This is a genomic window from Methylocystis silviterrae, from assembly GCF_013350005.1.
GTDB lineage: Bacteria > Pseudomonadota > Alphaproteobacteria > Rhizobiales > Beijerinckiaceae > Methylocystis > Methylocystis silviterrae.
Window position 1 is genome coordinate 32,165 of the sequence record NZ_JABVWW010000003.1, and the last position, 24,210, is coordinate 56,374.

Sequence of the window (24,210 nt, forward strand, 5' to 3'; positions counted from 1 at the left end):
CGCGCACCGGATGACGCGATGACCTCTTCTTCGACCGTGCTGGTGATCGACGACGAGCTTCGCTCGCGCGAGGCGCTGCAACGCGTCCTTTCCGACGAATTCGACGTGATCTGCGTCTCAAAGGCGAAGGAGGCGGAAGGCGTCCTCGACGGCGAACTCGTGCAGGTCATTCTCTGCGATCACAGAATGGCGGGCGAATCAGGCGTCGATTTCCTAAAGCGCGCGCGCATCTCCTGGCCCGATCCGATTCGCATCATCATCTCCGGCTATACCGAGTCCGAAGATATCATCGCCGGCGTCAATGAAGCAGGCATCTACCAATATATCACCAAGCCATGGGAGCCGGAGAAGCTGATCGCCAGCGTGCGCGACGCGGCGCAGCTCTATCGCTACCAGAAGGAGGTCGGCGCAGGTCTCGACAATAAGCCCGCTGCGGAGTTGCTCAAGGAGCAGATCGCGACTCGGCACCACAAGGAGAAGCGGCTCTTTGAATTCAGCCGCATCATTCACCATCCCGAAAGCCCCGTAGCGCCCGTCGTGGCGCTCGCGCGCAAGGCGACGGAATATGACATCTCGGTCCTCATCACCGGCGCGTCGGGAACCGGCAAGGAGCTTCTCGCGCGCGCGATCCATTACGGCTCCGATCGCGCCGACAAGCCTTTTGTCGTGCAGAACTGCGGCGCTTTGCCCGACGAACTGCTGGAGAGCGAACTCTTCGGCTGCAAGAAGGGCGCTTACACCGGCGCCTATCAGGATCGCGTCGGTCTGTTCGAACTCGCCAATGGGGGTTCGATCTTCCTTGACGAAATCGGCGAAACCTCCTCTGCCTTTCAAGTGCGATTGCTGCGCGTCTTACAGGAGGGGGAAATCCGCCCGCTTGGCGCGCAACGGCAGCGCAAAGTCAATGTGCGGCTGATCGCGGCGACGAACCGAAGTCTTGAAGACGAAGTCGCGGTGGGACGATTCCGGCGCGACCTCTATTATCGCATCGCCGCTTTCCCGATCCATTTGCCGCCGCTCTGCGAGCGCCGGCGGGACATAGAATTGATCGCGATGCGCATTCTCGCCGACGTCAACCGTAGCTTCAGGCGCGGCGTCAAAGGCTTCACGGTCGAGACGCTGGCGCGCCTTTCGAGCTACGATTGGCCAGGAAACGTGCGCGAGCTGCATAATGAAATTCAGCGCATGGTGACGCTCTCGGAAGATGACGGACTGCTGTCTGCAAGCCTATTGTCGCCGCGCATTCTCGCCCCGCGACTGACGAACGGGGCTGCAAGCGCGGCCCGTATGCTCAAGACGCGCGTCGAGGCGCTCGAACGCGAGATGATCGAGGACGCGTTGCGCCGTTTCGACGGCAATATCAGCCGCGCGTCGGAGGAGCTTGGCCTTTCCCGTGTCGGAATGCGCAACAAGATCGAACGCTATGGCGTCGAGCGGGATTTGCGCGATGACGAAGAGTAAAATTCACCGTCCGACCAACATGATTGATCTACTCTCGGAGAGCGCGGGGCTGCCGGACGACGCGCAGACGGAGAATATGTGGCTTGAAGTCATTCATAAGGTCGATGAGGTTTATTCCGATCTCATTCGTTATGAGTCAGATCTCGAAATCAAGAACGCCGAGCTTGAGGAAGCACAGCAGTTTATTTCAAGCGTTATCGCTTCGGTTTCCGATATCCTTGTCGTGTGCGACGAAAAGGGCCGCATCCTTCAGGTCAATCCCGCCTTTCAGCGCATCGCCGGCTTGAGCCAGAAGGACTTGCTCGGCGCGAGTCTTGCGGATTTCCTGGTCGAGGAGGATCGCGCGAGCGCGTTGCAGAAGATCGCCGAAGGCGTCGCTGGCAAGGTCACGGAATGCGAGCTGCGATTTTTCGCCGGGGACGGCGCCTCCGATCTCATGGCGATCAATTGCTCTGCTCGGTTCGATCATACCGGGCGGCGCGTCGGCGCCGTGCTCACTGGACGCCCGATCGGTGAGTTGAAACGCGCTTATGAGGCGCTGCACCGCGCGCATCGTGAATTGCAGCAGGCGCAGCGCAAACTCATCGAGCAGGAAAAAATGGCGAGCCTGGGTCGGCTCGTCGCGGGCGTCGCGCATGAGCTCAACAATCCCATCAGTTTCATTTATGGAAATATCCATACGCTCGACAAATATCGCGGGGCGCTCGCTGAATATTTCGAGAATTCTAACGTGAAAGCGCAGAATGAAGAGTTACGGCGCCGCTACAGGATCGACGCCATTCTTGCCGATCTTCCATCGCTCATCGAAGGGACGATGGACGGCGCCGTTCGCATCAGCGACATTGTAAGGAATTTGCGGCGCCTCTCGTTCAGCCGGCCCGCCGAAACCCAGCGCGTCGATCTTGAACGCATCGCACGCACGGCGGCAAATTGGGCGGCGCGCAGCAAGAAGACGCGCGCGGAAATCGTTTTCGATTGTGACGAGAGCGTGGTTGTCGATGCGCATGAGGGGCAGATTCATCAAGTGCTCGTCAATCTGATCGACAACGCTTTCGATGCGACGAAGGATGTCGTTACGCCTCGCATTCGCGTCGCGATCCGCAAGACGAGCGCGCACGCAGAAATCATCGTCGAGGATAATGGGCGCGGAATGTCAGATGTCGTGCTGGACAAGGTGTTCGAGCCTTTTTTCACCACCAAAGTGGTCGGCGAAGGGACGGGCCTTGGCCTTTGGATCAGCTATTCCATCGTCAAGGAACATGGCGGCTCCATTGTCGTCGCCAATCAGCCGAGCGGGGGCGCAATTTTTACGGTGCAGTTTCCGATGAGCAGTGCGCAACAGCAGTTGCGGGCGGATGAAGGCGGATGAGCGCGGGCGCCTTCAACATACTATGGCTTCAGGCCGGAAGTTGCGGCGGCTGCACCATGTCCATGCTTGAACATGGCTCGGGCGGATGGTTTCGCGAGCTGGACACGCTCGGCGTCAACCTCCTCTGGCATCCAAGCGTCAGCGAGGAGACCGGAACGGAAGCGCGCGTCGTTCTGGAGCGCGTCGAGGCCGGGGAAACGCCGCTTCACGCGCTTTGCATCGAAGGCGCGATTCTCTGCGGACCCGACGGAACGGGTTTCTTCAATCGTCTCGCCGGCACGGGACGCGCCATGCTCGATTGGGCGCGCGCTCTCGCCGCCAAAGCGGATTATTGCGTCGCCATTGGCTCCTGCGCGACCTTTGGCGGCGTTCCCGCCGCCGATCCCGATCCGACTGACGCCGTCGGTCTGCAATATCGCAAGGCCGTGGCGGGCGGGGCGCTCGGCGCCGATTATCGATCGCGGCGCGGTCTGCCCGTCATCAATATCGCGGGCTGCGCGCCCCATCCCGGCTGGATCATGGAGACGCTCGCGGCGCTGGCGCTGGACGTTCTGACGGCGGACGATCTTGACGCCCTCGGACGGCCGAAATTCTATGTCGATCATCTCGCGCATCACGGATGCAGCCGCAACGAATTTTATGAATTCAAGGCGAGCGCGGAGACTTTGTCGCAGCGCGGCTGTCTGATGGAGCATCTTGGCTGCAAGGCGACGCAGGCTGCTGGCGACTGCAATCAGCGCGGCTGGAACGGTTCCGGCTCCTGCACCAAAGGCGGCTTCGCCTGTATCGCCTGCACGTCTCCCGGCTTCGAGGACATTCGCGACTATCACCGCACGCCGAAAATCGGCGGCGTGCCCATAGGGCTGCCGCTCGACATGCCGAAGGCCTGGTTCATGGCGCTCGCGGCCTTGTCGAAATCGGCGACGCCGCAGCGGGTGCGTAAGAACGCCACGGCCGATCATGTCGTCGTGCCGCCGCGCGGCGCGAGAAGGCCAAAGGAATGACGCGGCTTCTCGTCGGCCCCTTCAATCGCGTCGAGGGAGATCTCGAAGTGTCGCTCGACATCAAGGACGACGCGATCGCTTCGGCGCGCGTGACGACGCCGCTCTATCGCGGCTTCGAGCAAATCCTCGTCGGCCGCCCGGCGGTGGACGCTCTCGCCATCGCGCCGCGCATCTGCGGCATTTGCTCCGTCTCTCAATCCATGGCGGCCGCGGCGGCGCTGCGCGCGCTTTATGGCGTCGCGCCCGCGCGTAATGGGATCGTCGCGGCCAATCTCGCGCATGCGGCTGAGAACATGGCCGATCATCTCACGCATTTTTATATTTTCTTCATGCCGGATTTCGCGCGCGCGCAATATGCGGGACAGGCCTGGCATGAGGCCGCCATGCGCCGCTTCAAGGCGATCGAAGGCGCGGCGGCGAACGAGGTTCTGCAGGCGCGCCGGCGTCTTCTCGAAATCATGGGGATACTCGCCGGCAAATGGCCGCATAGTCTCGCCTTTCAGCCGGGCGGAACGACATGCGCCGTCGATCTTGGGCAGAAGGCGCAGCTCGTCGCAATCGCTCGCGACTTTCGTCGCTTTCTTGAAGCCTCGGTGTTCGCGGCCCCGCTTGAGGCGCCCCTTGACCTCAAGACGCCCGAGGAATTGGAACGCTTTTGCGAAGGACGGGGCGCGGATGGCGATTTCGCCGCCTTCTGCCGCATCGCGCGCGCGCTTGATCTCGAAAATCTGGGCCGCGCCGCCAATCCTTTGATGAGCTATGGCGCCTATCGCGACGAGACAGGCGCTTTTCTGAACGCGGGCGTGTTCGATCCCCTCAACGGCGCGCTGTCCCCGCTTGACGCGCGTGCGATCCGCGAAGACGTGTCGCACGCCTATATGCGTGACGGGCCGGAAGAGCCGTCACTCGCGCGTACCGAGCCCTTTGTCGATAAGCCCGACGCATACTCTTTTGCGAAGGCGCCACGTCTTCACGGGCGTCCGGCGGAGGTCGGCGCGATCGCGCGGCTGGCGGTCCATGGCCATCCGCTTGTGCGCGCCCTTCTTGAGCGTTCGCGTGCCTCTAATGTTTTCGTGCGCGTCGTCGCGCGCCTCATCGAGCTTGCGATGGTGGCGGAGGCGGCCGAAGGCTGGGCGAAGGCGCTGGCGCTGAACGAGCCTTTCTGCGCCTCGGCGCCCCAGGAAGCGGACGGCGACGGCGTTGGCCTCGTCGAAGCCGCCCGAGGCTCGCTCGGACATTGGCTTGGCGCACAGAAGGGAAAGATCCGCGCCTATCAAATCATCGCGCCGACGACGTGGAATTTCTCGCCGCGCGACGCTTCCGGCGTGGCCGGTCCGGTCGAGCAGGCGCTCGTCGGCGCGCCGCTCGAAGGCCATGGCGCGCGCGCCGCTTCCGTGCAGCATGTGATCCGTTCCTTTGATCCCTGCATGGTCTGCACGGCGCATTGAGGCGGCTGGCAAGCGCCTTTCCGGCGATTGAAAATCGACTAGCCGCTCTCGCGCGAAAATTCTCATCGAGACGCGCCTCGAACTCTCCTAACTTATTGGAATTAAATCAATTTCAATCAGCCAGCGCGCTTGGCCCGGACCTTGCTCACCCTTTGAAAACAAAGCGCGACGCGAGATCGCGACGAAGGGACGAAGACGCCATCAGGAGGAGCGGGAATGGCCGCAATCGAGACTTTTTACGACGTCATTCGCCGACAGGGAGTGACGCGCAGAAGCTTCACGAAATTTTGCAGCCTGACCGCCGCCAGTCTCGGCATGGGTCCGATCGGCGCCGCGAAGATCGCCAACGCGCTCGAAACCAAGGAGCGTACGCCCGTCATTTGGATGCATGGGCTCGAATGCACCTGCTGTTCGGAAAGCTTCATCCGCTCGGCGCATCCGCTGGTCAAAGACGTCGTTCTGTCGATGATCTCGCTCGATTACGACGATACGATCATGGCCGCCGCCGGCCATCAGGCAGAAGCGATCCTCCAAGAGACGAAAGAGAAATACAAAGGCAAATATATTCTCGCCGTCGAGGGCAATCCGCCGCTCAATGAAGGCGGCATGTTCTGCATCGACGGCGGCAAGCCTTTCGTCGAAAAGTTGAAATGGATGGCGGAGGACGCCATGGCGATCATCGCCTGGGGCGCCTGCGCCTCTTGGGGTTGCGTGCAGGCGGCGAAACCCAATCCGACGCAGGCGACGCCGATCGACAAAGTCATCCACGACAAGCCGATCATCAAGGTGCCGGGGTGCCCGCCGATCGCCGAGGTCATGACCGGCGTCGTTACTTATATTACGACCTTCGGCAGATTGCCCGAACTCGACCGGCAAGGCCGGCCGAACATGTTCTATTCGCAGCGCATCCATGACAAATGCTACCGCCGTCCGCATTTCGACGCCGGCCAGTTCGTCGAGCAATGGGACGACGAAAGCGCCCGCAAAGGCCATTGCCTCTATAAAATGGGCTGCAAGGGGCCGACGACCTATAACGCCTGTTCGACGGTGCGCTGGAACGGCGGCGTGTCTTTCCCCATCCAGTCGGGCCATGGCTGCATTGGCTGTTCGGAAGACGGCTTCTGGGACAAGGGGCCCTTCTATGAACGGTTGACCAATATACATCAATTCGGCGTCGAGAAGAACGCGGATGAGATTGGGCTTGCGGCTGCCGGCGTCGTCGGCGCGGCGGTCGTGACGCATGCAGCGGCGACCGCGGTTAAGCGTATCGTCTCGAAGAACAACGATCATTCGGCCTGACGCCGCTCTCCAGGACAATAGCCATGACGCAGCAGCGCATCTCGCAAAATCGCGCGGACCAAGTAGCTCAAGCAGCCGCGCCCGCCGTCGCCGCAACGGCTTCCGCCGGAGTCGACACGCCCAACGGCTTCAGGCTCGACAACAGCGGCAAGCGCGTCGTCGTCGATCCCGTGACGCGCATCGAAGGCCATTTGCGCGTCGAAGTGAATGTCGACTCCGACAATGTCATCCGCAATGCGGTCTCGACCGGAACGATGTGGCGCGGCATCGAAGTGATCCTGAAGAATCGCGACCCGCGCGACGCCTGGGCCTTCACCGAGCGGATTTGCGGCGTTTGCACCGGCACCCATGCGCTCACCTCGGTGCGCGCAGTTGAAGACGCGCTCGGGATCGCCATCCCGGAGAACGCCAATTCGATCCGCAATCTCATGCAGCTCGCACTGCAGGTGCACGATCACATCGTGCATTTCTATCACCTTCATGCGCTCGACTGGGTCGATGTGGTTTCGGCGCTGAGCGCCGATCCGAAGGCCACTTCCGCTCTCGCGCAATCGATTTCGAGCTGGCCGCTGTCCTCCCCCGGCTATTACAAGGACTTGCAAACGCGCCTGAAAAAGTTTGTCGAGTCCGGCCAGCTCGGTCCCTTCAAGAACGGCTATTGGGGCAGCAAGGCCTATCGGCTGCCGCCCGAAGCCAATCTGATGGCTGTCGCGCATTATCTCGAGGCGCTCGACTTCCAAAAGGAGATCGTGAAAATCCATACGATCTTCGGCGGCAAGAATCCGCATCCCAATTGGCTCGTCGGCGGCGTTCCATGCGCGATCAATATTGACGGAATCGGCGCGGTCGGCGCGATCAATATGGAGCGTCTAAACCTTGTCGACGGCATCATCGATCAACTGATCGAATTCAACGACAAGGTCTATATCCCCGACATCATGGCCATCGGCTCCTTCTATAAGGACTGGCTCTATGGCGGCGGCCTCTCCGGCAAATCCGTGCTTGCCTATGGAGACGTGCCGGAACACGCCAACGACTATACGGACAAGAACCTGCTCTTGCCGCGCGGCGCGATCATCAACGGCAAGCTCGACGAGATCCATCCCGTCGATCATCGCGATCCAGAGGAGATACAGGAGTTTGTGACGCACTCCTGGTATAAATACGGCGACGAAACCAAGGGCCTGCATCCCTGGGACGGCGTCACCGAGCCGCACTACGAACTCGGACCGAACGCCAAAGGCACGAAAACCAATATCATCGAGCTCGACGAAGGCGGCAAATATTCCTGGATCAAGGCGCCGCGCTGGCGCGGTCACGCAATGGAAGTCGGCCCGCTGGCGCGCTGGGTGGTCGGCTATGCGCAGGGCAAGCCGCAATTCAAGGAGCCGGTCGAGAAAGTGCTGCACGATCTCGGGCTGCCCACTTCCGCGCTCTTCTCGACGCTTGGCCGCACGGCGGCGCGCGCGCTCGAGAGCCAGTGGGCCGGCTATCAGATGCGGCATTTCTTCGACAAGCTGATCGCCAATATCAAGGCCGGCGATCTTGCGACCGCCAATGTCGAGAAGTGGGAGCCCAAAAGCTGGCCCAAAGAAACAAAGGGCGTCGGCTTCACCGAGGCGCCGCGCGGCGCGCTGGCGCATTGGATCAAGATCAAGGACGGCAAGATCGACAATTACCAATGCGTCGTGCCGACCACATGGAACGGCTCGCCGCGCGATCCCGCCGGCAATATCGGCGCCTTCGAGGCTTCGCTGATGAACACGCCGATGGTCGATCCCGCGCAGCCGCTCGAAATCCTGCGCACGATCCACTCCTTCGATCCCTGTCTCGCCTGTTCGACGCATGTGATGAGCGAGGACGGACAAGAGATGGCGAAGGTGCAGGTGCGCTAAAGGAGGGGTTCATGACCGACATTTCGCGCATCGATGTCGCCGATTCTCATGGCGAGAGGGTCGTGTCGCAGCCGACCGTCTATGTCTATGAGGCGCCGGTGCGGCTCTGGCATTGGCTCAACGCCCTCGCCATCTTGGTTCTGATCGTCACCGGCTATCTGATCGGCTCTCCCTTGCCGACCGTCGCCGGCGAGGCGTCGCAGCATTTCGTCATGGGCTACATCCGCTTCGCCCATTTCACCGCGGGCCAGATCATGGCCGTCGGCTTTCTGCTGCGCGGCTATTGGGCTTTCATGGGCAACGAGCATTCGCGGCAGATCTATTATGTGCCGGTTTGGCGCGCCTCCTTCTGGAAAGAACTCGCGCATGAAATCCGCTGGTACGCCTTCCTTGAAAAGGCGCCCAAGAAATATGTCGGCCATAATCCGTTGGCGCAGACGGCGATGTTCGCCATGTATACGCTAATGTCGGCGTTCATGATCGTCACGGGCTTCGCGCTCTATTCGGAAGGAGAAGGCGCCGACAGTTGGGAGGCGAAGCTCTTCGGCTGGGTCTTCTATATCTGGCCCAACAGCCAGGAAGTGCACACTTGGCATCACCTCGGCATGTATGTGATCGTCACTTTCATCATCATCCACATCTACGCGGCCGTGCGCGAAGACATCATGTCGCGCCAGAGCATCATCTCGTCGATGGTCTCGGGCGAACGTCATTTCAAGGATGGAGCCTGATCTGTGACGCGGCGCGTTCTCATCCTTGGCATCGGCAACATCCTTTGGGGAGATGAAGGTTTTGGCGTGCGCGCGGTAGAGGCGTTTCACCGTCGCTACGCCCTTCCGGAACACGTCACAGTTCTCGACGGCGGAACGCAAGGGCTTTATCTCGTGCAATTTGTCCGCGAAGCCGATGACCTTCTGGTTTTCGACGCGATCGATTACGGCCTTGCGCCCGGAACGCTGAAGATCGTGCGTGACGGCGAAGTGCCGAAATTCACCGGTTCAAAAAAGATGAGCCTGCATCAGACCGGCTTTCAGGAAGTGCTGAGCGCCGCCGATCTCCTTGGCGATTATCCTTCGCGCCTCGCGCTCGTCGGCTGCCAGCCGCTCGATCTCGAAAACTGGGGCGGTCCGCTCACCGAGCCGGTGCGCGGCGCGATCGACGCCGCTGTCACGGCGGCGCATGACATCCTGCTGGAATGGGGCGTCGATTGCGTCCGGCGCGCCGAACCGCTGTCGCCGGAACTGGCGCTGTTAAAGCATGACATCGATCATCAGAGCTATGAGAGCCGGAGAGGCGTCAACGCTGCCGGCGAATGGAGGGATTGACATGAGCTTCCTGCGAATGATCCTCGTCGCGGCGGCGCTCGCGCCTGTCATGGCGGAGGCGCATCCGGGCGCGCATCCATATGGGCTCGCCGAGAGCCTCACGCATATCGCCACCCAGTCTGATCACCTTCTCGCGCTTGCCGTCGCTTTCGGCTGGATTTCCATCGTCGCGACGGGCGCGCTTGGCGTCGCCTATGCGAGCCGCAAGGCTTTGCGCGCGCACGACTGAAGCATCGGACGGACGGATTCCCATGTGCCTTGGCGTTCCGATGCGCGTGATCGACGGCGACGACATGTCGGCGCTCTGCGAAGGCGCCGGCCGCACCGAGCGCATTTCCATGCTGCTTATCGGCGCGCAGCCTCCCGGCGCGCATGTGCTCGTTCATCTCGGCACGGCGATGCGCGTGCTTGAGGAAGAAGAAGCCGCTCTGATCACGGCCGCGCTCAAAGGCCTTGACGCGGCGCTCGCCGGACGGACCTTCGAAGCGCATTTCGCCGATCTTATCGACCGCGAGCCGCAATTGCCCGCCCATCTGGTGCGGTCCGACGAACCCGATCGTGATGTTCCAGCACCGAAACAACCCGTATCAGAATCATCGTCCACGCAGGCGAGTTAAGTTTGCGCTTCGAAAAGATATTGCTCTTCGTCGCGCTCCGATCGCCATGCCACTCGGCCAGCATCGATCTCGCACTCGCAGGACATGGATTGCTTTACACCTTCCGAAACTGGCTCGATCCGCATTTTGACAGCGCCTTCCACCAGGGAATTTGATTCTGCGCAATGTGCAGACCTGCTGCCTCACTAACAAGTCCACCATGCGCATAAAGCACGATCGGGAGGGTCTTGCCGGCAGGTAGCGAGTGAAGCATGGCAGGCAAATGGTGCGAAAAGATGCGCGTCACCTGTTCCGCCGAACTCGAATAGGCGCCGCCAGCGGCGAATCTGCCATTCCAAATGTTAATCACATGCGGCTGCAGAATGTCGGGATCCAATTCTCCACCCCGCATAGCGCTGTCGCGTCGCGCCAGCTTGCAGCAGTTAGGTTCATGCAAATGTATATGCGCATCAGTCTGCGGGGCCGCTCCGAGCCAGTCGCGCAAAGCCGTGCGACTTGGACCTGACTGGCTGCGGCGCGCGCGGGGTAGCGCAGTTCCTCGGAAGGCGCGGACAGCGACGACAATCTCCGGATAGGAAATTCCAGATCCCGGGCAGGTCTTGGATATGCCCAGCATATTGTGGAATTGCACGGACTCCGGCGCTAGCTCGAACCGGTCCTGAACTAGCGCAATGACACGTAGCGTCGCTTCTCGTTGAACCCCGTCGAACTTTTCCTTCCCATCGTCGAAGTCGCCAACGACGCTCACCATGAACGGTCCTGCCTTAGCATCACCGTTGCGCCCGCTCGCCGAAGCGGGCGGCGCATCCCAATGGCGGCCCGTCCAGATCATGCCTTCGGGGTCGATCGTGATGTGCTGCGCGATATCGGACCAGCCCTTCTCTTCCGTGTCGCGCCGCCACATCTCTTCGATCGAGGCGCGCCCTTCGAAGGCCGCATGATTCGGCCCCCATGTATGATGCATATGCACTTCGATGATGGAGCGACGCCGGTTTGGAAACCAGTCGTCGAGGAGCCGCTTGAACTCATGAATATCGATTCGATGGAATGGCATCTCTTCATCTCAAAACGTCAATGACGCGCCGCACCGGCGCCCAACTCGATCCTGTTCGTTTCAACGACGCCCGAGAGGCGATACTGCCGATAATCGATCTTTCGCCATCCAGGCGGCGCAAGGACGGCGGTATCCAGCGCCTGCATGAATCGACTACGCGTAAGGCGTCTCCCGGCTCTGATGAGTCCATCAACAAGAACGAGCGCGCCAGCATCGGCAAAGCGCTGTGCATCGCTAAGCACTCTTATCTCGACCGTTGTATCCTCGCTGGAAGCGGGGCGAATATCGATGAGGGTCGCGCCCGCCTGACGCGCCTTGATTTCGTCGAGGCGCCCCGCGACGACATCCAACGGCGCGATGAGATGTTCATCTTCAACGAGCGATGGAACGCCGCCGAGCGCAATCCGGCATTTTCGTGCCATGGACGGCCCGGGTTTAAGCTCCCGCTTCATCGCCGCAAAAAGCGAAGGCGCGCGGCGGGCGTCGTCATCGTCGATCGATACAGAACCGCATCCCGCCGCCGCCGCGCCGAGCGCCTGCCCGAGCGCCGTAAAATCCGGGGTGAGGCCACGATTGCGATCGGCGTCTTCATCTCCCTCGAACGGATGGCGGGGGAACAGATTCAGCAGTCCGCTTTTCGTGAGGGGGGCTTCGATCTCGCGTTGGGCCGCCGTCAAGCCGACAATTGCGAAAAGTGACGACGCCCTCTCGCGCAAGTCCGCTTCATTCACGGGCTCGACCAGAATGCGTCGACCAAAAATTTGTCCGCCTTCGCTCCATCTCATAACGGCCGCGGCGAAGAGCGCGGGAAGCGCGTCATCCGTACGCGCCACGAATACGCCAATGCGAATACCTTCCTGCTCAACTCCGGCGCTGTCTTCGGCGCGCACGGAGCCAAGAAACCCCAGAAGCTCATCCGCAAGCTGCGCGTCGATTACGATGCGCGGCATGACGCGATCGATATTGCGTCCGTCGGGCGTGCGCCCGTCCGCGAGAAGACGCGCCAACGCGCCGCCATCATATCCGGACGCGCCCGCACGATCAGTCAGACTTTCCATGTCGAGCGCCGGCGCCTGCAGGCCTCCCTCCCGCCGACCGCCGCCATCAAGCCCATGGCAGCCTGCACAAGGCTGCGTGTGGCCTCCGCCGGGAAGCTCGCCGCGCAGGAAGAGCGCGCGCGCATAGCTCGCGCAGGCTTGCGACGCCCAAAGACAGACACAAAGCAGTATTGCTACGCTCGGAGCTTTCATGACGTGAGACGTTTGATAAGCGCGACAATCTCGCGCGCGTCCGGCTGGCCGTTCAAGCGGAACAGCTGTCCATGCACGGCGAGGAAGATGACTGTCGGATGCTCGTCGAGCGCGCCAAAGCGGACATCGAGCCGGTCGAGCAATGCGTCAACCGCTTCGCGGTCGCCTGTCAGGAACCGCCAGCGCGCGCTTGCGCCAGTCTGTGCGGCATGGTGCGCCAGGCGCTCTACAGTGTCGCGCAATGGATCAAGCGTCAGGGTCAGGAGCCGCGCGTGCGGCGCAAGCTGCGTATCGAGGAAGTGCATCTCTGCTTCAGTGACGGGACAAGCCGCCTTGCAGCCCTGGAAAAAGAAGCTGAGCACGGCGACGCCGTCAGGCGCCATCAACTCCTGCCCGAGGTCCACGTGGCGACCAAGTTGGTCCGACAGTTCGACCGATGGCAATGTGACGTGAAAAGATTGAAACGCCGATGCGCCCGCTGCTAAAAAAACGAAGAGCGATGTGGCGGCAATACGCTGCAAGGCCATCATGGCGCCGACTCCACCAGCTTTGGCGACGTCTTCATGCCGTCGCCATAGATAGCATAAAGCGCGAGAGGCCCTGGGCCCGCGCGACGAAGAACCACATGATGTCTCCCGTCCGCAATCGTCACCGGCGCCTCGGCGCGCCATGGAGAGAGAAGACCCTGCGCGATCAACGCATGCGCAGCCGCCCCCTCCGATTCGAGCGTGAAGTCGACTTCCAAGCCTTGCGCAGTCCGACGCAGAACTTCGATATTGAGGCCGATTTCCTGGGAAACCTGCGCCTGTGACGCGTCTACCGCGCTTGGCCGCACGGCAATATCGCGGCAAAGCAGCGGGCTCCTGGCGTCGTCAAAGATGAGGAGCCGATGCGGTCCGCCGCGCGCAAAGGTCACCAGCGCCTCATACTGTCCGGGCGCCGTCTCGCGGAGGCCACGCGGCACGGCAAGAAGGCGCACGGGCGGGTCGCCCTTGAGATTGACCGAGTGTAGCGAGGCGCTGTCGTGGACTCCGGCGTCAGCAAGGAACAGGACGGCGTCGCGCGAGGGCGAAACGATCAGAAGCGTCTCGCTATCGGGAGCATGCGCCACGAGCCCCCGATCCGCTTCACCCGACGCGCCGTCTTGCGGACCGAGCGGAATTCGGCGCACCATCGGCTCTTGTCCCTTGCGAATGCTGTCGCGCGCAATGAGCGCCGCGGTTCTGCGGCCCTCGAGAATCATTGCGATCGAATGCTCCGTGAAGCTGAGGTCTTCGAGCGCGACGCCAAACGCAATGGCCTGGACCATCTGGCCGAGCGCCAGATCGATGATGCTCGCCTTCCCCTCGCGGCGGAGCGCCGCGATCGCATAGCGGCCATCGGGCGTCAGCGTCAGCATGTCGGCTCGATTAGCGAGCGCGATCTTTTGGGCGGGCGCGCCATCAAAATAGCGCAGCATCGCGACTGGCGCGGTTCTGTCCAGCTCAAGTACAGCATTTGCGAGCGGCGAATAGGCGATCTTGCTCGCGGTCTCGAATGGCGCCGTAGCGACGACGCGCCCTCGCGCATTGACGAGAGCAATCGTTTGCGCGCCCTCAAACAGCAGCGCGTTGTCTTGCGTCGCCCGTACGTCGTGCGCCTCGAAACTCAGTGCAATGCGCTGAACCTTGTCGTTGCGCAGGAGTAATGCTGCGCTATCGCGCGTTACGACGCCAACGCCATCCGGCGTCGGCGCGATCGCGCGTGGCGCGGAAACGCCATCAACGGGCGCCACGACGCCCGAGGCGACGTCGATCCGGGCGAGAATGTCGCGCTTCGGCAGGATCGCGTGGAGTGCGCCTCGCGCGTTTACGACGAGGTCGGACGGCGCTTCCTTCAGGTCGATGATGCGTAGAATGTTGCTCGTCGCGAGCGAAATTTGCGGATCGACAACGCTGATATGCCCCTCTTTTGAGAGCAGCGCAAGAAACTGCCCGTCGAGCGCGATATCGCCGCGCGCGAGAGCGCCCGTCGCGCGGAGCGCCCGCGCCGTTTCGGCGCAATCGCCGCCGACTCCGTCCGTCGGCCTCAGCAATCCGCGTGGTTGCTGCAGGCTCTGCGGACGGTCCAGCAACGCGTTGCGGAACGCCGCCTTGAGTAGCAGCGGCGTGCCGGAGACGGCCTCGCTTTCCCGTCCGGTCGTGGGATCGATAAAGGTCGTTTCGAGGACGATCGGCGTCACCAGCTCTTCGGTCCGAGCCAAGTCGACGGCGCCGATAATCAGTGCGAAGACGCCTGCTGCCGCTCCGAACCGGGACATGCGCCCTCGCCATTTTCATCTGTTACTTCGAGGAGTCCCCACGCGCCATGGCCAGCCATCAGGCGCGGACCGTCGTGCCAGAAATGGCATCCCGGTCCGAGCGGGCGACGCAGCGCGGCGGTGATCGCCTTGCCAGGCGCGAGCAGCGCCGCGTTCGGGAACCCGAACCCCGGGAAAAGATCGTCAAAGCCGTTGCCCGTGATGATGAAGGCGCGCTGACGCGCCCGCCCGCCGGGATGGACGACACGAAACATGACTTCCTCCCCGGCCCTTGCGCTCAGAACGATCGGCGTGCGCTCCGCGCCTTTGCCCTTCACATGGAAAATATCCGCGCCAAGTTCGACGGCGTTGGCGTCGGCGGCGCCATTCAGCACGCCCTGTGTATAGGGCGCTTCGCCTCTAAGATTCTTTCGGGCGAAGATTGGCGTCGATCGATAGTTCACGCCCTTCTTGCCGAAATCGTATGTGTCATCGCAGATGTGGCAGTCCGCGACAGGCATGTCTCCGCTCGAATTCTCGGCGTGAAGGTTGAGCCCATCCTGCCAAAGTAACACATGCTCGCTCAACGCGGCCTCAGGGGGCGGCACATGCTCCCCGGCATTGTCGAACCCCTGCTTCAGCGTGATCGACGCGCTCCCTTTCATCTGCGACGGGACCAGCGTGACGGCTTGACCAGGCTCCGCCTGCTGCGCTGGCTTGCCATCGACGCAAACGCCAGGCTGATTGCGTCCGGCGTAGCAGGCGCCCTGCGGCTCGACGATGAGCGCGCCCGCGAGGCCATGCGGCAGCTGGTTGAAAACATCGCCAAGCGGCCGGATCGGCAGCGCGCCGAAAGCGTAAGGTTGAAATCCCTTTTTCTGCATTTCAAATTTCGCAATCGTGTCGCTGATGCATTGGGCCAGGGCTTGATGATGCGCAGCGTCAGGAAGCGCGTCGCCATTCATGGAGAGGGCGAACCAACGTCCCAGAACGTCTATGATGAAGGCATTTTGCTCATTCTTGCCGGGGTCATACTTTGTGAGACGCGCCGATTGCAGTCCCTCTGCATCGCAGAACGGTTGGGCAAATTGCCGTGCGAGATCGTCAAAATAATTTTGTTGCGACTCATCCTTGGGGCTTAGCACGCCGGCATAGAAGAACATGCGCGCCGCTTTGTCCGGCGTCACGCTCCCGCCCGCGTCAACGCCGACCGGGCTGGGCGTCGTGCTCATATTTGATGTTGCGGTGAGGGGAATGGACAGCGCCAGATGGCTCGACGGCCGCGCATTCCGCGCCGCCGGTTCATTTCCCGCAAGAAATTCGCCTGTCTCGACATTCCATCCGTCATGCGTATCGACGTTGAGCGGCGTGATCTTCGGCATGAGAGCGTCGCCCGGTTTGTCTTCGCCATTCTTATCGAGCGCGTTGACCAAGGTGAGATCCAGGCAGTCGCCGGCGTTTATGCGCAGCACGAGCGGCTGGATCGCCGACGTCGGGAGCGCGCCCGAAAAATTCTGGCTCGCAGAGAGCGAGTCCTTGACCTTTTGGATGACGCTCTTCCGACTTGCGGCAGGCGCGGCGAGACTTGCCGCCGGCCAAATTTCGGCGTTCTGCTCCGAGTCGATGAGCACCAGCAGGCGACCATTGGGGTCACGCAGAACCGGCGCCTGCGGATGATAGACGACGCCTTTGGCGTTCAGCGCCGTCGCCTCCACGGCCGCCACGGTCGCCCGCACATGCGGCGCGCCGGGCAGACAGGTCACGCCGAATTTAGGCGTCGGACGCCTCGCGGGCAAAGACGGTGCAAGCGTCGTTTCTTCGGCTCCCGGCGGCGGCATATTCCGCGCATCCTCCGTTCCCAGGATCGCACGCGCGGTCGTGAGCGACGTGAGCCGCTGAGACGCAGGCCTCAACTTGCTTCCAGGCGCCTGCGGATTGGCCTTGATGCAGTTCAGCGCCTTACTGGGGTCGTCGCTCGGCGCGTCGAGGCATGCGCCGATGTCATAGGCGACGCGCGGCCGTTTCGACTCTTCATACACGCGCAGAAGTCCCCATGCGCCGTTCCAGATCGCATCAAGCGTGCCGAAATGATAGAGGAAGTCCGATGCCGTCATGCGATTGGCGAAAACCGGATCGGCCATCAGATCTTTGAGCGGCGCGGCGCGCGTGACCTTGCCTCGTGGCGCGGCCCGCGCAAGCGATTCAACCACCGGCAACGCCGCCTGCATAACCCCTTCCCGGCGCATCGGCGCTTCGAATTCGAAGTGCTCCGAGATGCCGATCTCCTGCCCCGTCTCACGACCATCGACATTGTCGCACGCCGCTACCAGTGAAGCCCGCGCGGACCTGTCGGCGCCCGCCAGCGCCACCGTGGCGTCATGACACCGGCGCCACCATGTCGGATTCGCCTCCGCTTCCTGGTTCTGCGACGTGAAATCACGATGCGACACAAAGTGCTGATCGAGATTACGGGGGAAGGTCACGCCTTCGAGCGTGAAGACGTGCTGAACCTCCTGTGCGCCTTGAATGAGACGGATCTGAATATTTTCATTCTCGTAGACGTCAAGGATCGGCGTGCAAGGATCGCCATGGGTCTGCCCGGCTTGCGTTCCGGTGAGCATGATGCTGCGGAAAGTCTCGCCGAAGTCGCCCATGTCGTCCATCCGCTGAGCGGCGACGCTACGATCCTCTTCCTTGCGATCACCCGCTGCGGCAAAGCCACAGGGTCCGTAACCCAACCCTTCGTTCTCATGTCCGGCGCGCGCGCCGACACGCAGCGGCACAGGCTCATTGCGATAATTCACGAGGTAAGGATCGTGATGGTCGACTGAAATCGACTCTGGACGTTCGGGCGCGGCGATCGGCCGGCCATGGATGCGCCGCTGATCCAGAGCTGCGCTGCGCATCTGCGCCGCGACGCTCTGCGCTTCGTCGGACGTGTAGTGCGTATGCAGAACGGGTGACGCCGAAACGCCGTCCGCGCCGCCGCCATTGTGTCCGCTGCAGATGGAAGCAAGACTCAGTTTGCCGCTGTCATAGGCCGCTTTGTCCCTGGCGTAAGCTTCGGCCTCCTTCGCGAGACAGACAAGGCCCTTTGCGGGAGTCGCCTCCCGATACTGGATCTCGGCTTTCGGCGCTTTTGGATCGTAGAGCAGCGCGAAGTCGGCAATCGCCAGCGCATATTCGCGCGTATCGGCGACATGAGGTTTGCGGTCTGGATCGCCTCGCTCGAGCACGAGCTTGCGCGGTCCGACGAGCTTTTCATCCCCGATGCGGAGCTTTATGCCGGCGTCCTCTTTCGCCAGCCTGTCACAATCCTCCTTATTCGTCACATGCTCGGGGCAGATGCTTGCATGTGTCGGCTCTATGACGAGCGCCGAGTAGAAGCCGTGCTGCTGGATCGATGACGGACCGAAGTGATCATGCGTGAAGACTGTTCGCATGGTGCGGTCCGTCGGCTTCGCGCCAACAATCTCCTCAGACAGGATCGGATCCGCGAACCAGCGTTGGACCGTAGTCTGGAACCATCCCGGCTGGCCGCCGGCGCCAAGACGTGGCGTTTTCCAGTGATCCTTCCTGCCGCAGACTCGACCGCGCAGCTGGGTCGATCCTCCTGTTACAGAGCCGCCATGAGACGGCTGGCTCGCACAGATGCGTTCGGAGATTTCGTCAGGCGCAAAGGTGCCGTCTTCATAGTTCCAGCCATTGGCCGAGCCGTCGGAAGACGTCACGTCGAATTTTACGAGATGAATGTGCTGCCCGACAGTGTCGGTCGGCGTTTCGACCTGAAAGTCATCTCGCGCCAAAGTCTTGGGCATTTCATTGGTGTGGCGCAGCTCGATGCATTCGCCCGAGCGCGCCCGGAAGAAGAAGGGCGCCGCGTCTGCGCGGATCTTGTTTTTGTAATCTCCGGCCTCGCTGCTCAACACATCGATGCGCGCCTGCGGATCGTGCCAGCCAGCGCGATTGACGATCATCTTCTGCAACTGGACCGCGGACACATCATAGCGACGGAAGCCGATCATCTTGGGATCGGGCGTGAACTCGACGCCATCGTTGGTGAGCGGGTCCGATTTCGCCGTGCCCGCGTTTAGCCCATCGGCGATTGCGCAAGGGTCGGCAAAGGGCGCGCCCGGACGTGGTGGAGCGCCATTTACGTAGAACCAACCCGGAGCCGCGGCGCCGCCAGCAGCAGTGGCCGTCGCCGCGGAGATTGTGACCGTTGAATACCCGCCTTTGTCTTTGTCGAATTGCGCCGGCGATCCGTCGATCTGGCGCAGCAGCAGCGGCTTCGTCTCGCCCGACGCGCCGGCGAGAAGCCCATTATGATGAAAAGCCATGCCGCGCTTTTCAACGTCGGAGCCGTCATATGGCAGAATATTGAGATGCAACTTCGTGTAATCCGCCGAGAGATCGCCGATGGCGAGCGAGCGGGCGAGAAGCGCATTAACATTTTGCGCGCCATCAATAATCGGCGCGGCGCCCGCCGCGAATTCGCGCTCGCCGTCCTTCACGACATGACGCGGCAGGCCCGCATCCAACGGCTTGCCATTATCCAGCGCCATGTCGAGCGGCGGCTGCGGCGCACGGTGGCCCGGCTTACCGTCGATGTAGAAAGGATAGCCTGGCATGCCCTTGTCGCCATAGGTCGGTAGCAACGGCAGCGGTTCCTCCGGCAGCGGCACAAGCGCAGGTATCGGCGTGCCTTCGGCGTTCGCCAAATTCGAACCATCCGGCAAGGTGCCCGCGCGCGTCTTGTGTTCATCGTCCGACGCGGTCGGATTTATCGACAGTCCCGGGCTCTTCTGTCCGTCCGGCAGTTTGCGCGAGCCGTCCTCGAAAACATCATGCGTGCGCCAGAGCTCCCACATGCCCTGCGCGAAATGCGGATAGAGATGGCAATGGAAAATCGAGTCGCCCGGCGCGCGATTGCGATTACCGGCGCCATGCGTCTCCCACCATCCCCCCGGCCCTTGATCGCGCAGGCCGCCATGATAGATGCGGTAGGTGAAGCCCTGCTGTGGCCCCACCGTCTGACTGTCGAGATAGGCGCCGCGTCCGGAATCATTGCCCGCGAACCACTGGTGCGCATGCAGGTGGAAGACATGCGTCTCCTTGGGGCCTGCGTGGAAATTTCGGAAAACGACGCGGTCATTCAGATAGGAGTGATGGACATTCGACGGATCGTCCGGGAACTGTTCGAGCAGCGCCGGATCGCCATTCGCCCATGACTGCAGGAAGAATTCTTCGTAGAGGCATTCCACGCAATCGGCGGCCGGCCCCATTTTCTTGCGGTTGGCGATGAGCATGGGGCCCATGCCGCCAGAGCCATAATTGACTCCGAACCCGTCACGTACGCCAGCGAGCTGCTTGAACTGCGCATCGGCGCCGCCGAGCATTCGGTAGGCTTCCGCGTAGTAGGTCTTCATCTCATCATGGAGCACGACGGTAAATTCGCGGAAGGCGGAGAAGCGCCCACGATCCTTGGCGGGCTCGCGCACGATTGCGTTCAGATCGCTATGCGCAAGGCGATAACGCGCTTCGCCGTCCTTGCTCTCCTCCGCGCTCAGCATGTTGAGATAGGGGAAACCGGCTCCGTCTTTCGCTTCGTAGTCGAGTTTGCCCTTGCGCGCATGCGGCTCGGTCGCGCCTTCCTTTGGCCAGGCGGCTTCAAGAACGCCGTGCGAGACCTGACTCCTGTACCACGCGCTGCCTTTGGGCTCTGCGATGACGGATGCGAAAAGTCCGTGCGTAAGCGAGCCGCCGTCGCCTTCCCCGCCGGACATCGCCGCATTCGACGTTGCAAAGAAGGGCCCCTCGTGATTGATCTCAAATCGACAAACGACAATACGTCCGCCTGGCGGCAGCGCCGAGACGCCGAGACAGATGTCGCGGTCGAATCCATCGGTCTGCTTGGCCGCAAGCTTGAGACCCGCAACGGCGAAATTTGCCAATCGCGTTTTCGGCCAATCCTTATCGATCTCAGGCTTGGTCGGCTCGCCGCCAGCTTCTTCCTTCTTCGCCTTGCAATGCTGCCGGGCGGACGACTGGCCATTTGGAAATTCGTCTTTCCATACGGCGTCGTTCAAATTGTCTTTACCGGCAGGCGGCTCGCGGAAAGAGTTCGGACAGAAGTCCTTCGTAAGTCCCGGCTGCAGCGGCCTGAGAAGATTTTGAAAATGGACCTCGAGCGTGTCGCCGACGTTGACCCTCAACGCCAAAGGACGCGGGCGTTTGCAGTCGCGCAGCCGAACCGCTCCGGGCTCGAGCGCAGCGCCAATCGCGCGGGAATTCGTTTCGGCTTCGGGTTTTTCGCAGTCTGAGGCGGACGTGTACGCGACAGCCGTGTCGACCGGCACGACATCTTCGCGTAGCGCGTAGATCATCCCGAAGGGATTGAACGACCCAAAACGGTTGTAGACGAGCAGCTGGTCGAGCGCGACAACATTTGCGATGATCAGAGCGCCATCGCGTCCTGCGAGCGGTGAGGGCTCTTTGGCCGGCAAAGGCTTCGAAATAGCCCAAAGGATCACGCCACTGAAAAGAATGGCGCTCAGCAAAAATATCTTTTTCATCGCAGTCATTCCTACTCTGGTTGACCGCTACAAAACCGCATCTATCAAACGGCTTAGGAACGCACGGAGCAGGGGCGTTGTCAACACATGAGCGCGGACGACGTCCGACTGGCGCGCTGAAATTTTCGATGTAGGCACGGCTTTTGGTGTAGGCGCGACTCTTGGTCTGATGGCGGAAGGCTGGCCCGTTGTTCAGCAGAGACGATCAGCCTTATTTGTGCTGAGTTCGGCGAACCGGATCGGTAACGCGATCGGCCACAACAGTTTCGCAGCCTCGGATGCGCTTCACGCGAATAGCCGATTCATTATCCGATTTGTGTGCGCCCCCAGTTCATTAGACTGGGTTACGTGCGCGGCTGATCGAAGAGCTGAGCGTTTCCTTCGTAAACTGCGTCATCGCCGCGCCAAGCAGAGCTAACCCATTTTGCCGTCCAGCAGGCCGACGAGCGGATTTGGCGTCGGGGGCGCGATCCGCCGCAGTGTATTTGTGTCGTGGTGGTTGAATGTTGGCGTGACGCCGCGCAGGGCGAGGTCCGTTCGCGTCACATAGGTCCAGCTGCCATCGTCGTTGAAGGCGATGTCGATTCGGTAATAGTCGGTGCGAAACGCTTCTTCCAGGAAGGTCGTCGAGCAAATGCCGAAGCGACTATCGCCGCGCCGCGCCTCGACTGAAATGCGCGCGTCATCGGGTTTCGCCGTTCCGCCCGCCAGCACGACTTGTCCTCGCGGGATCGCGATGGTCTGCATAATCAGGCCTGTGGCTGGCTCCCAGAGCCAATAGCCGACCTGGTCGTGAAAGGTGATCGCCTCCTCCGGCGCGTTGATATGGATGTGATAGCGCAAACCATAGAGGAGCTGGGGCCCGTTCGTCTGCGGGTCGATCGGATCCATCCGGATATGCTCCCGGAACGTCCGCGTTTCAGGCCCTTCGGCCTTGGGATTAACGTCCACGCCTCCATCGGACTGCCACACGCCGGCCAAGCGGCGTAGCGGACCTAGATTGGCGAGCGTATCGGGGGAGAACTCAGGCTCGGTAAAAATATCGTCCGGAATGCTGCACACTTTTGTGTCCCTTCCCACTCATCTGATCGCGCTGGGGATTGAGAAGCGTGCGCGGCCTGATTTCAAGCGGCAAATTTACCCAATCTGCTGCCGACATTTATCGCAGCGGCTTTTGACTGAGACAGGGGACCATCGACGCAAATAGACGCCGGCTTGGCGGGCGCTTCGGACATGGGCCGCGCCGCATGCACAAGTGCGCCGGCGCACTGCGCCTTTCAACGAGACGCGCGATGATCCGAAGGTTGCAAAAACCCATAGCTTTTCGAAGGGGTCGGGGCCGGCCGTTGCGGCCGGCCCTTTTTTGCGCCGCCGACTCGGCCTCTTGAGTGCAGCGCCCGGGTAAGCGAGCGCGATCACCCGAATGATGGGTGATCTCAAGCCGATGCGTTGCGTTGCGACATCATTTGCTCTCAAATCGCCGCCTGCACGGATGACGACGGATGGCCCGTATGTTGAAGGTTTTCTGCTCCCCCGCGAGATATGTTCAGGGCCGCGATGCGACGATGTCGCTCGCCGCTGAGCTGGTAAGGCTCGGCATTTCAGGAAAAGCGCTGATCGTCGCGAGTCCGACCGCGCGCAAGGCGTTGGAGCCGGTGTGGCGCGAGACGTTCCAAGCCGCCGGACTCGACTATACGATTCTGGATTTCGGCGGAGAGTGCTCGTTTGCGGAGATTTCCCGGGGCAAGGAAGAGGCGCGCCGAGTCTCGGCCGCGTCAATTGTCGGCGCCGGCGGCGGCAAGACGTTGGACGCCGCCCGCGCCGTCGCCGCGGAACTTGAGCTTCCCGTCGCCTGCTGTCCAACGACGGCGTCGAGCGACGCGCCCTGCAGCGCGCTTTCCGTCGTCTACAGCGATGATGGGGTGTTCGAGAAATGCCTCTTTTACCGGCGCAACCCCGATCTCGTGCTTGTCGACAGCACGGTCATCGCGCGCGCGCCGGCGCGCCTGCTGATCTCGGGCATGGGCGACGCGCTCGCCACTTTTTTCGAAGCGGACGCCGCCATCCGCGCGCATCGCAAGAACGTCGCTGGGGGCCTGAGCACGATCGCCGCGGCCGCGATCGCCGAGCTCTGCTACAAAACGCTGCTCAACGACGGGATATCCGCCGTCGCCGCGGCGCGGGCAGGGTCGATCACGCCGGCGCTGGAACGGATCATCGAAGCCAACACGCTGCTCTCCGGCCTCGGGTTCGAGTCGGGCGGCCTTGCGGTGGCGCATTCGGTCCACAATGGGCTGACGGCCGCGCCGGAAACGCATGATCGGCTGCATGGCGAAAAGGTCGCTTTCGGCACGTTGGTGCAGCTCGTTCTGGAAGGACGGCCGCGTTCGACGGTCGATGAAGCGATGGGATTTTGCCTCTCGGTCGGCTTGCCTGTGACGCTTGCCGAACTCGGGCTGGCAAATCTATCGCGCGACACGGCGCGGGCGATCGCCGAGCGCGCCGTCGCCGTCGGCGAGAGCGCGCATAATGAACCCTTTGAGGTGACCGCCGCGACTCTCATGGACGCGATTTATGCCGCCGACTCCATGGGCGTCGCCTTCAAGGCGCGCGCTTCATAGCAGGCAGGCTGCAG

At 61.8% G+C, this 24,210-nt stretch carries 17 protein-coding genes; 11 read left to right on the forward strand and 6 right to left on the reverse strand.

The genetic code is table 11. The features are described from left to right. Positions 1-18 precede the first annotated feature (18 nt). The 10 genes from HUN39_RS03820 (at position 19) to HUN39_RS03865 (ending at position 10,418) form a co-directional block, all read left to right on the forward strand. Entirely contained in the window at positions 19-1,461 is a 1,443-nt protein-coding gene (locus tag HUN39_RS03820; protein WP_175093180.1) for a sigma-54-dependent transcriptional regulator, read from the forward strand. Continuing rightward, positions 1,448-2,830 carry a sensor histidine kinase gene (locus tag HUN39_RS03825; protein WP_232365897.1) on the forward strand — a complete coding sequence of 461 codons (1,383 nt, stop codon included), beginning with the start codon at positions 1,448-1,450 and terminating at the stop codon, positions 2,828-2,830. Before HUN39_RS03820 ends, HUN39_RS03825 begins: the two co-directional genes overlap by 14 nt. Beyond that, on the forward strand, positions 2,827-3,834 hold the full coding sequence (locus tag HUN39_RS03830) for an NADH-quinone oxidoreductase subunit B family protein (protein ID WP_175093181.1): 1,008 nt from the start codon (positions 2,827-2,829) through the stop codon (positions 3,832-3,834). Before HUN39_RS03825 ends, HUN39_RS03830 begins: the two co-directional genes overlap by 4 nt. Further along, positions 3,831-5,282 (forward strand): nickel-dependent hydrogenase large subunit, encoded by a 1,452-nt coding sequence (locus tag HUN39_RS03835; RefSeq protein ID WP_175093182.1) that lies wholly within the window; start codon positions 3,831-3,833, stop codon positions 5,280-5,282. Before HUN39_RS03830 ends, HUN39_RS03835 begins: the two co-directional genes overlap by 4 nt. Before the next feature lie 216 nt (positions 5,283-5,498). After that, entirely contained in the window at positions 5,499-6,581 is a 1,083-nt protein-coding gene (locus tag HUN39_RS03840) for a hydrogenase small subunit (protein WP_175093183.1), read from the forward strand. A 23-nt stretch (positions 6,582-6,604) separates the two neighbouring features. Further along, positions 6,605-8,476 (forward strand): nickel-dependent hydrogenase large subunit, encoded by a 1,872-nt coding sequence (locus HUN39_RS03845; protein WP_175093184.1) that lies wholly within the window; start codon positions 6,605-6,607, stop codon positions 8,474-8,476. Positions 8,477-8,487: 11 nt separating this feature from the next. Beyond that, entirely contained in the window at positions 8,488-9,207 is a 720-nt protein-coding gene (cybH, locus tag HUN39_RS03850; RefSeq protein WP_175093185.1) for a Ni/Fe-hydrogenase, b-type cytochrome subunit, read from the forward strand. A 3-nt stretch (positions 9,208-9,210) separates the two neighbouring features. Then, on the forward strand, positions 9,211-9,801 hold the full coding sequence (locus HUN39_RS03855) for a HyaD/HybD family hydrogenase maturation endopeptidase (RefSeq protein ID WP_175093186.1): 591 nt from the start codon (positions 9,211-9,213) through the stop codon (positions 9,799-9,801). A 1-nt stretch (position 9,802) separates the two neighbouring features. Further along, positions 9,803-10,030, forward strand: a complete 228-nt coding sequence (locus HUN39_RS03860; RefSeq protein WP_175093187.1) for a hypothetical protein — start codon at positions 9,803-9,805, stop codon at positions 10,028-10,030. A 22-nt stretch (positions 10,031-10,052) separates the two neighbouring features. Continuing rightward, positions 10,053-10,418, forward strand: coding sequence for a HypC/HybG/HupF family hydrogenase formation chaperone (locus tag HUN39_RS03865; protein ID WP_232365898.1), 366 nt, complete (start codon positions 10,053-10,055; stop codon positions 10,416-10,418). Positions 10,419-10,512: 94 nt separating this feature from the next. On the opposite strand, the gene HUN39_RS03870 is transcribed toward HUN39_RS03865, so the two are convergent. The 6 genes from HUN39_RS03870 to HUN39_RS03895 form a co-directional block, all read right to left on the reverse strand. Beyond that, positions 10,513-11,472: a peptidoglycan recognition protein family protein gene (locus tag HUN39_RS03870; RefSeq protein ID WP_175093188.1), complete on the reverse strand. Its 960-nt coding sequence runs from the start codon at positions 11,470-11,472 to the stop codon at positions 10,513-10,515. A gap of 17 nt (positions 11,473-11,489) precedes the next feature. Beyond that, positions 11,490-12,530, reverse strand: a complete 1,041-nt coding sequence (locus tag HUN39_RS03875; protein WP_175093189.1) for a hypothetical protein — start codon at positions 12,528-12,530, stop codon at positions 11,490-11,492. 188 nt (positions 12,531-12,718) lie between these two features. Next, entirely contained in the window at positions 12,719-13,252 is a 534-nt protein-coding gene (locus HUN39_RS03880) for an SCO family protein (RefSeq protein WP_175093190.1), read from the reverse strand. After that, positions 13,249-15,021, reverse strand: a complete 1,773-nt coding sequence (locus tag HUN39_RS03885) for a cytochrome D1 domain-containing protein (protein WP_175093191.1) — start codon at positions 15,019-15,021, stop codon at positions 13,249-13,251. The genes HUN39_RS03880 and HUN39_RS03885 overlap by 4 nt, the downstream gene beginning before the upstream one ends. Beyond that, positions 14,982-21,575 (reverse strand): cupredoxin domain-containing protein, encoded by a 6,594-nt coding sequence (locus HUN39_RS03890; RefSeq protein ID WP_175093192.1) that lies wholly within the window; start codon positions 21,573-21,575, stop codon positions 14,982-14,984. Before HUN39_RS03890 ends, HUN39_RS03885 begins: the two co-directional genes overlap by 40 nt. Positions 21,576-21,989: 414 nt before the next feature. Then, positions 21,990-22,637: an FABP family protein gene (locus tag HUN39_RS03895; protein WP_175093193.1), complete on the reverse strand. Its 648-nt coding sequence runs from the start codon at positions 22,635-22,637 to the stop codon at positions 21,990-21,992. A 440-nt stretch (positions 22,638-23,077) separates the two neighbouring features. Here HUN39_RS03895 and HUN39_RS03900 point away from each other — a divergent pair, with 440 nt between their 5' ends. Beyond that, positions 23,078-24,196 (forward strand): glycerol dehydrogenase, encoded by a 1,119-nt coding sequence (locus HUN39_RS03900; RefSeq protein ID WP_232365899.1) that lies wholly within the window; start codon positions 23,078-23,080, stop codon positions 24,194-24,196. The last annotated feature ends 14 nt before the right edge of the window (positions 24,197-24,210 follow it).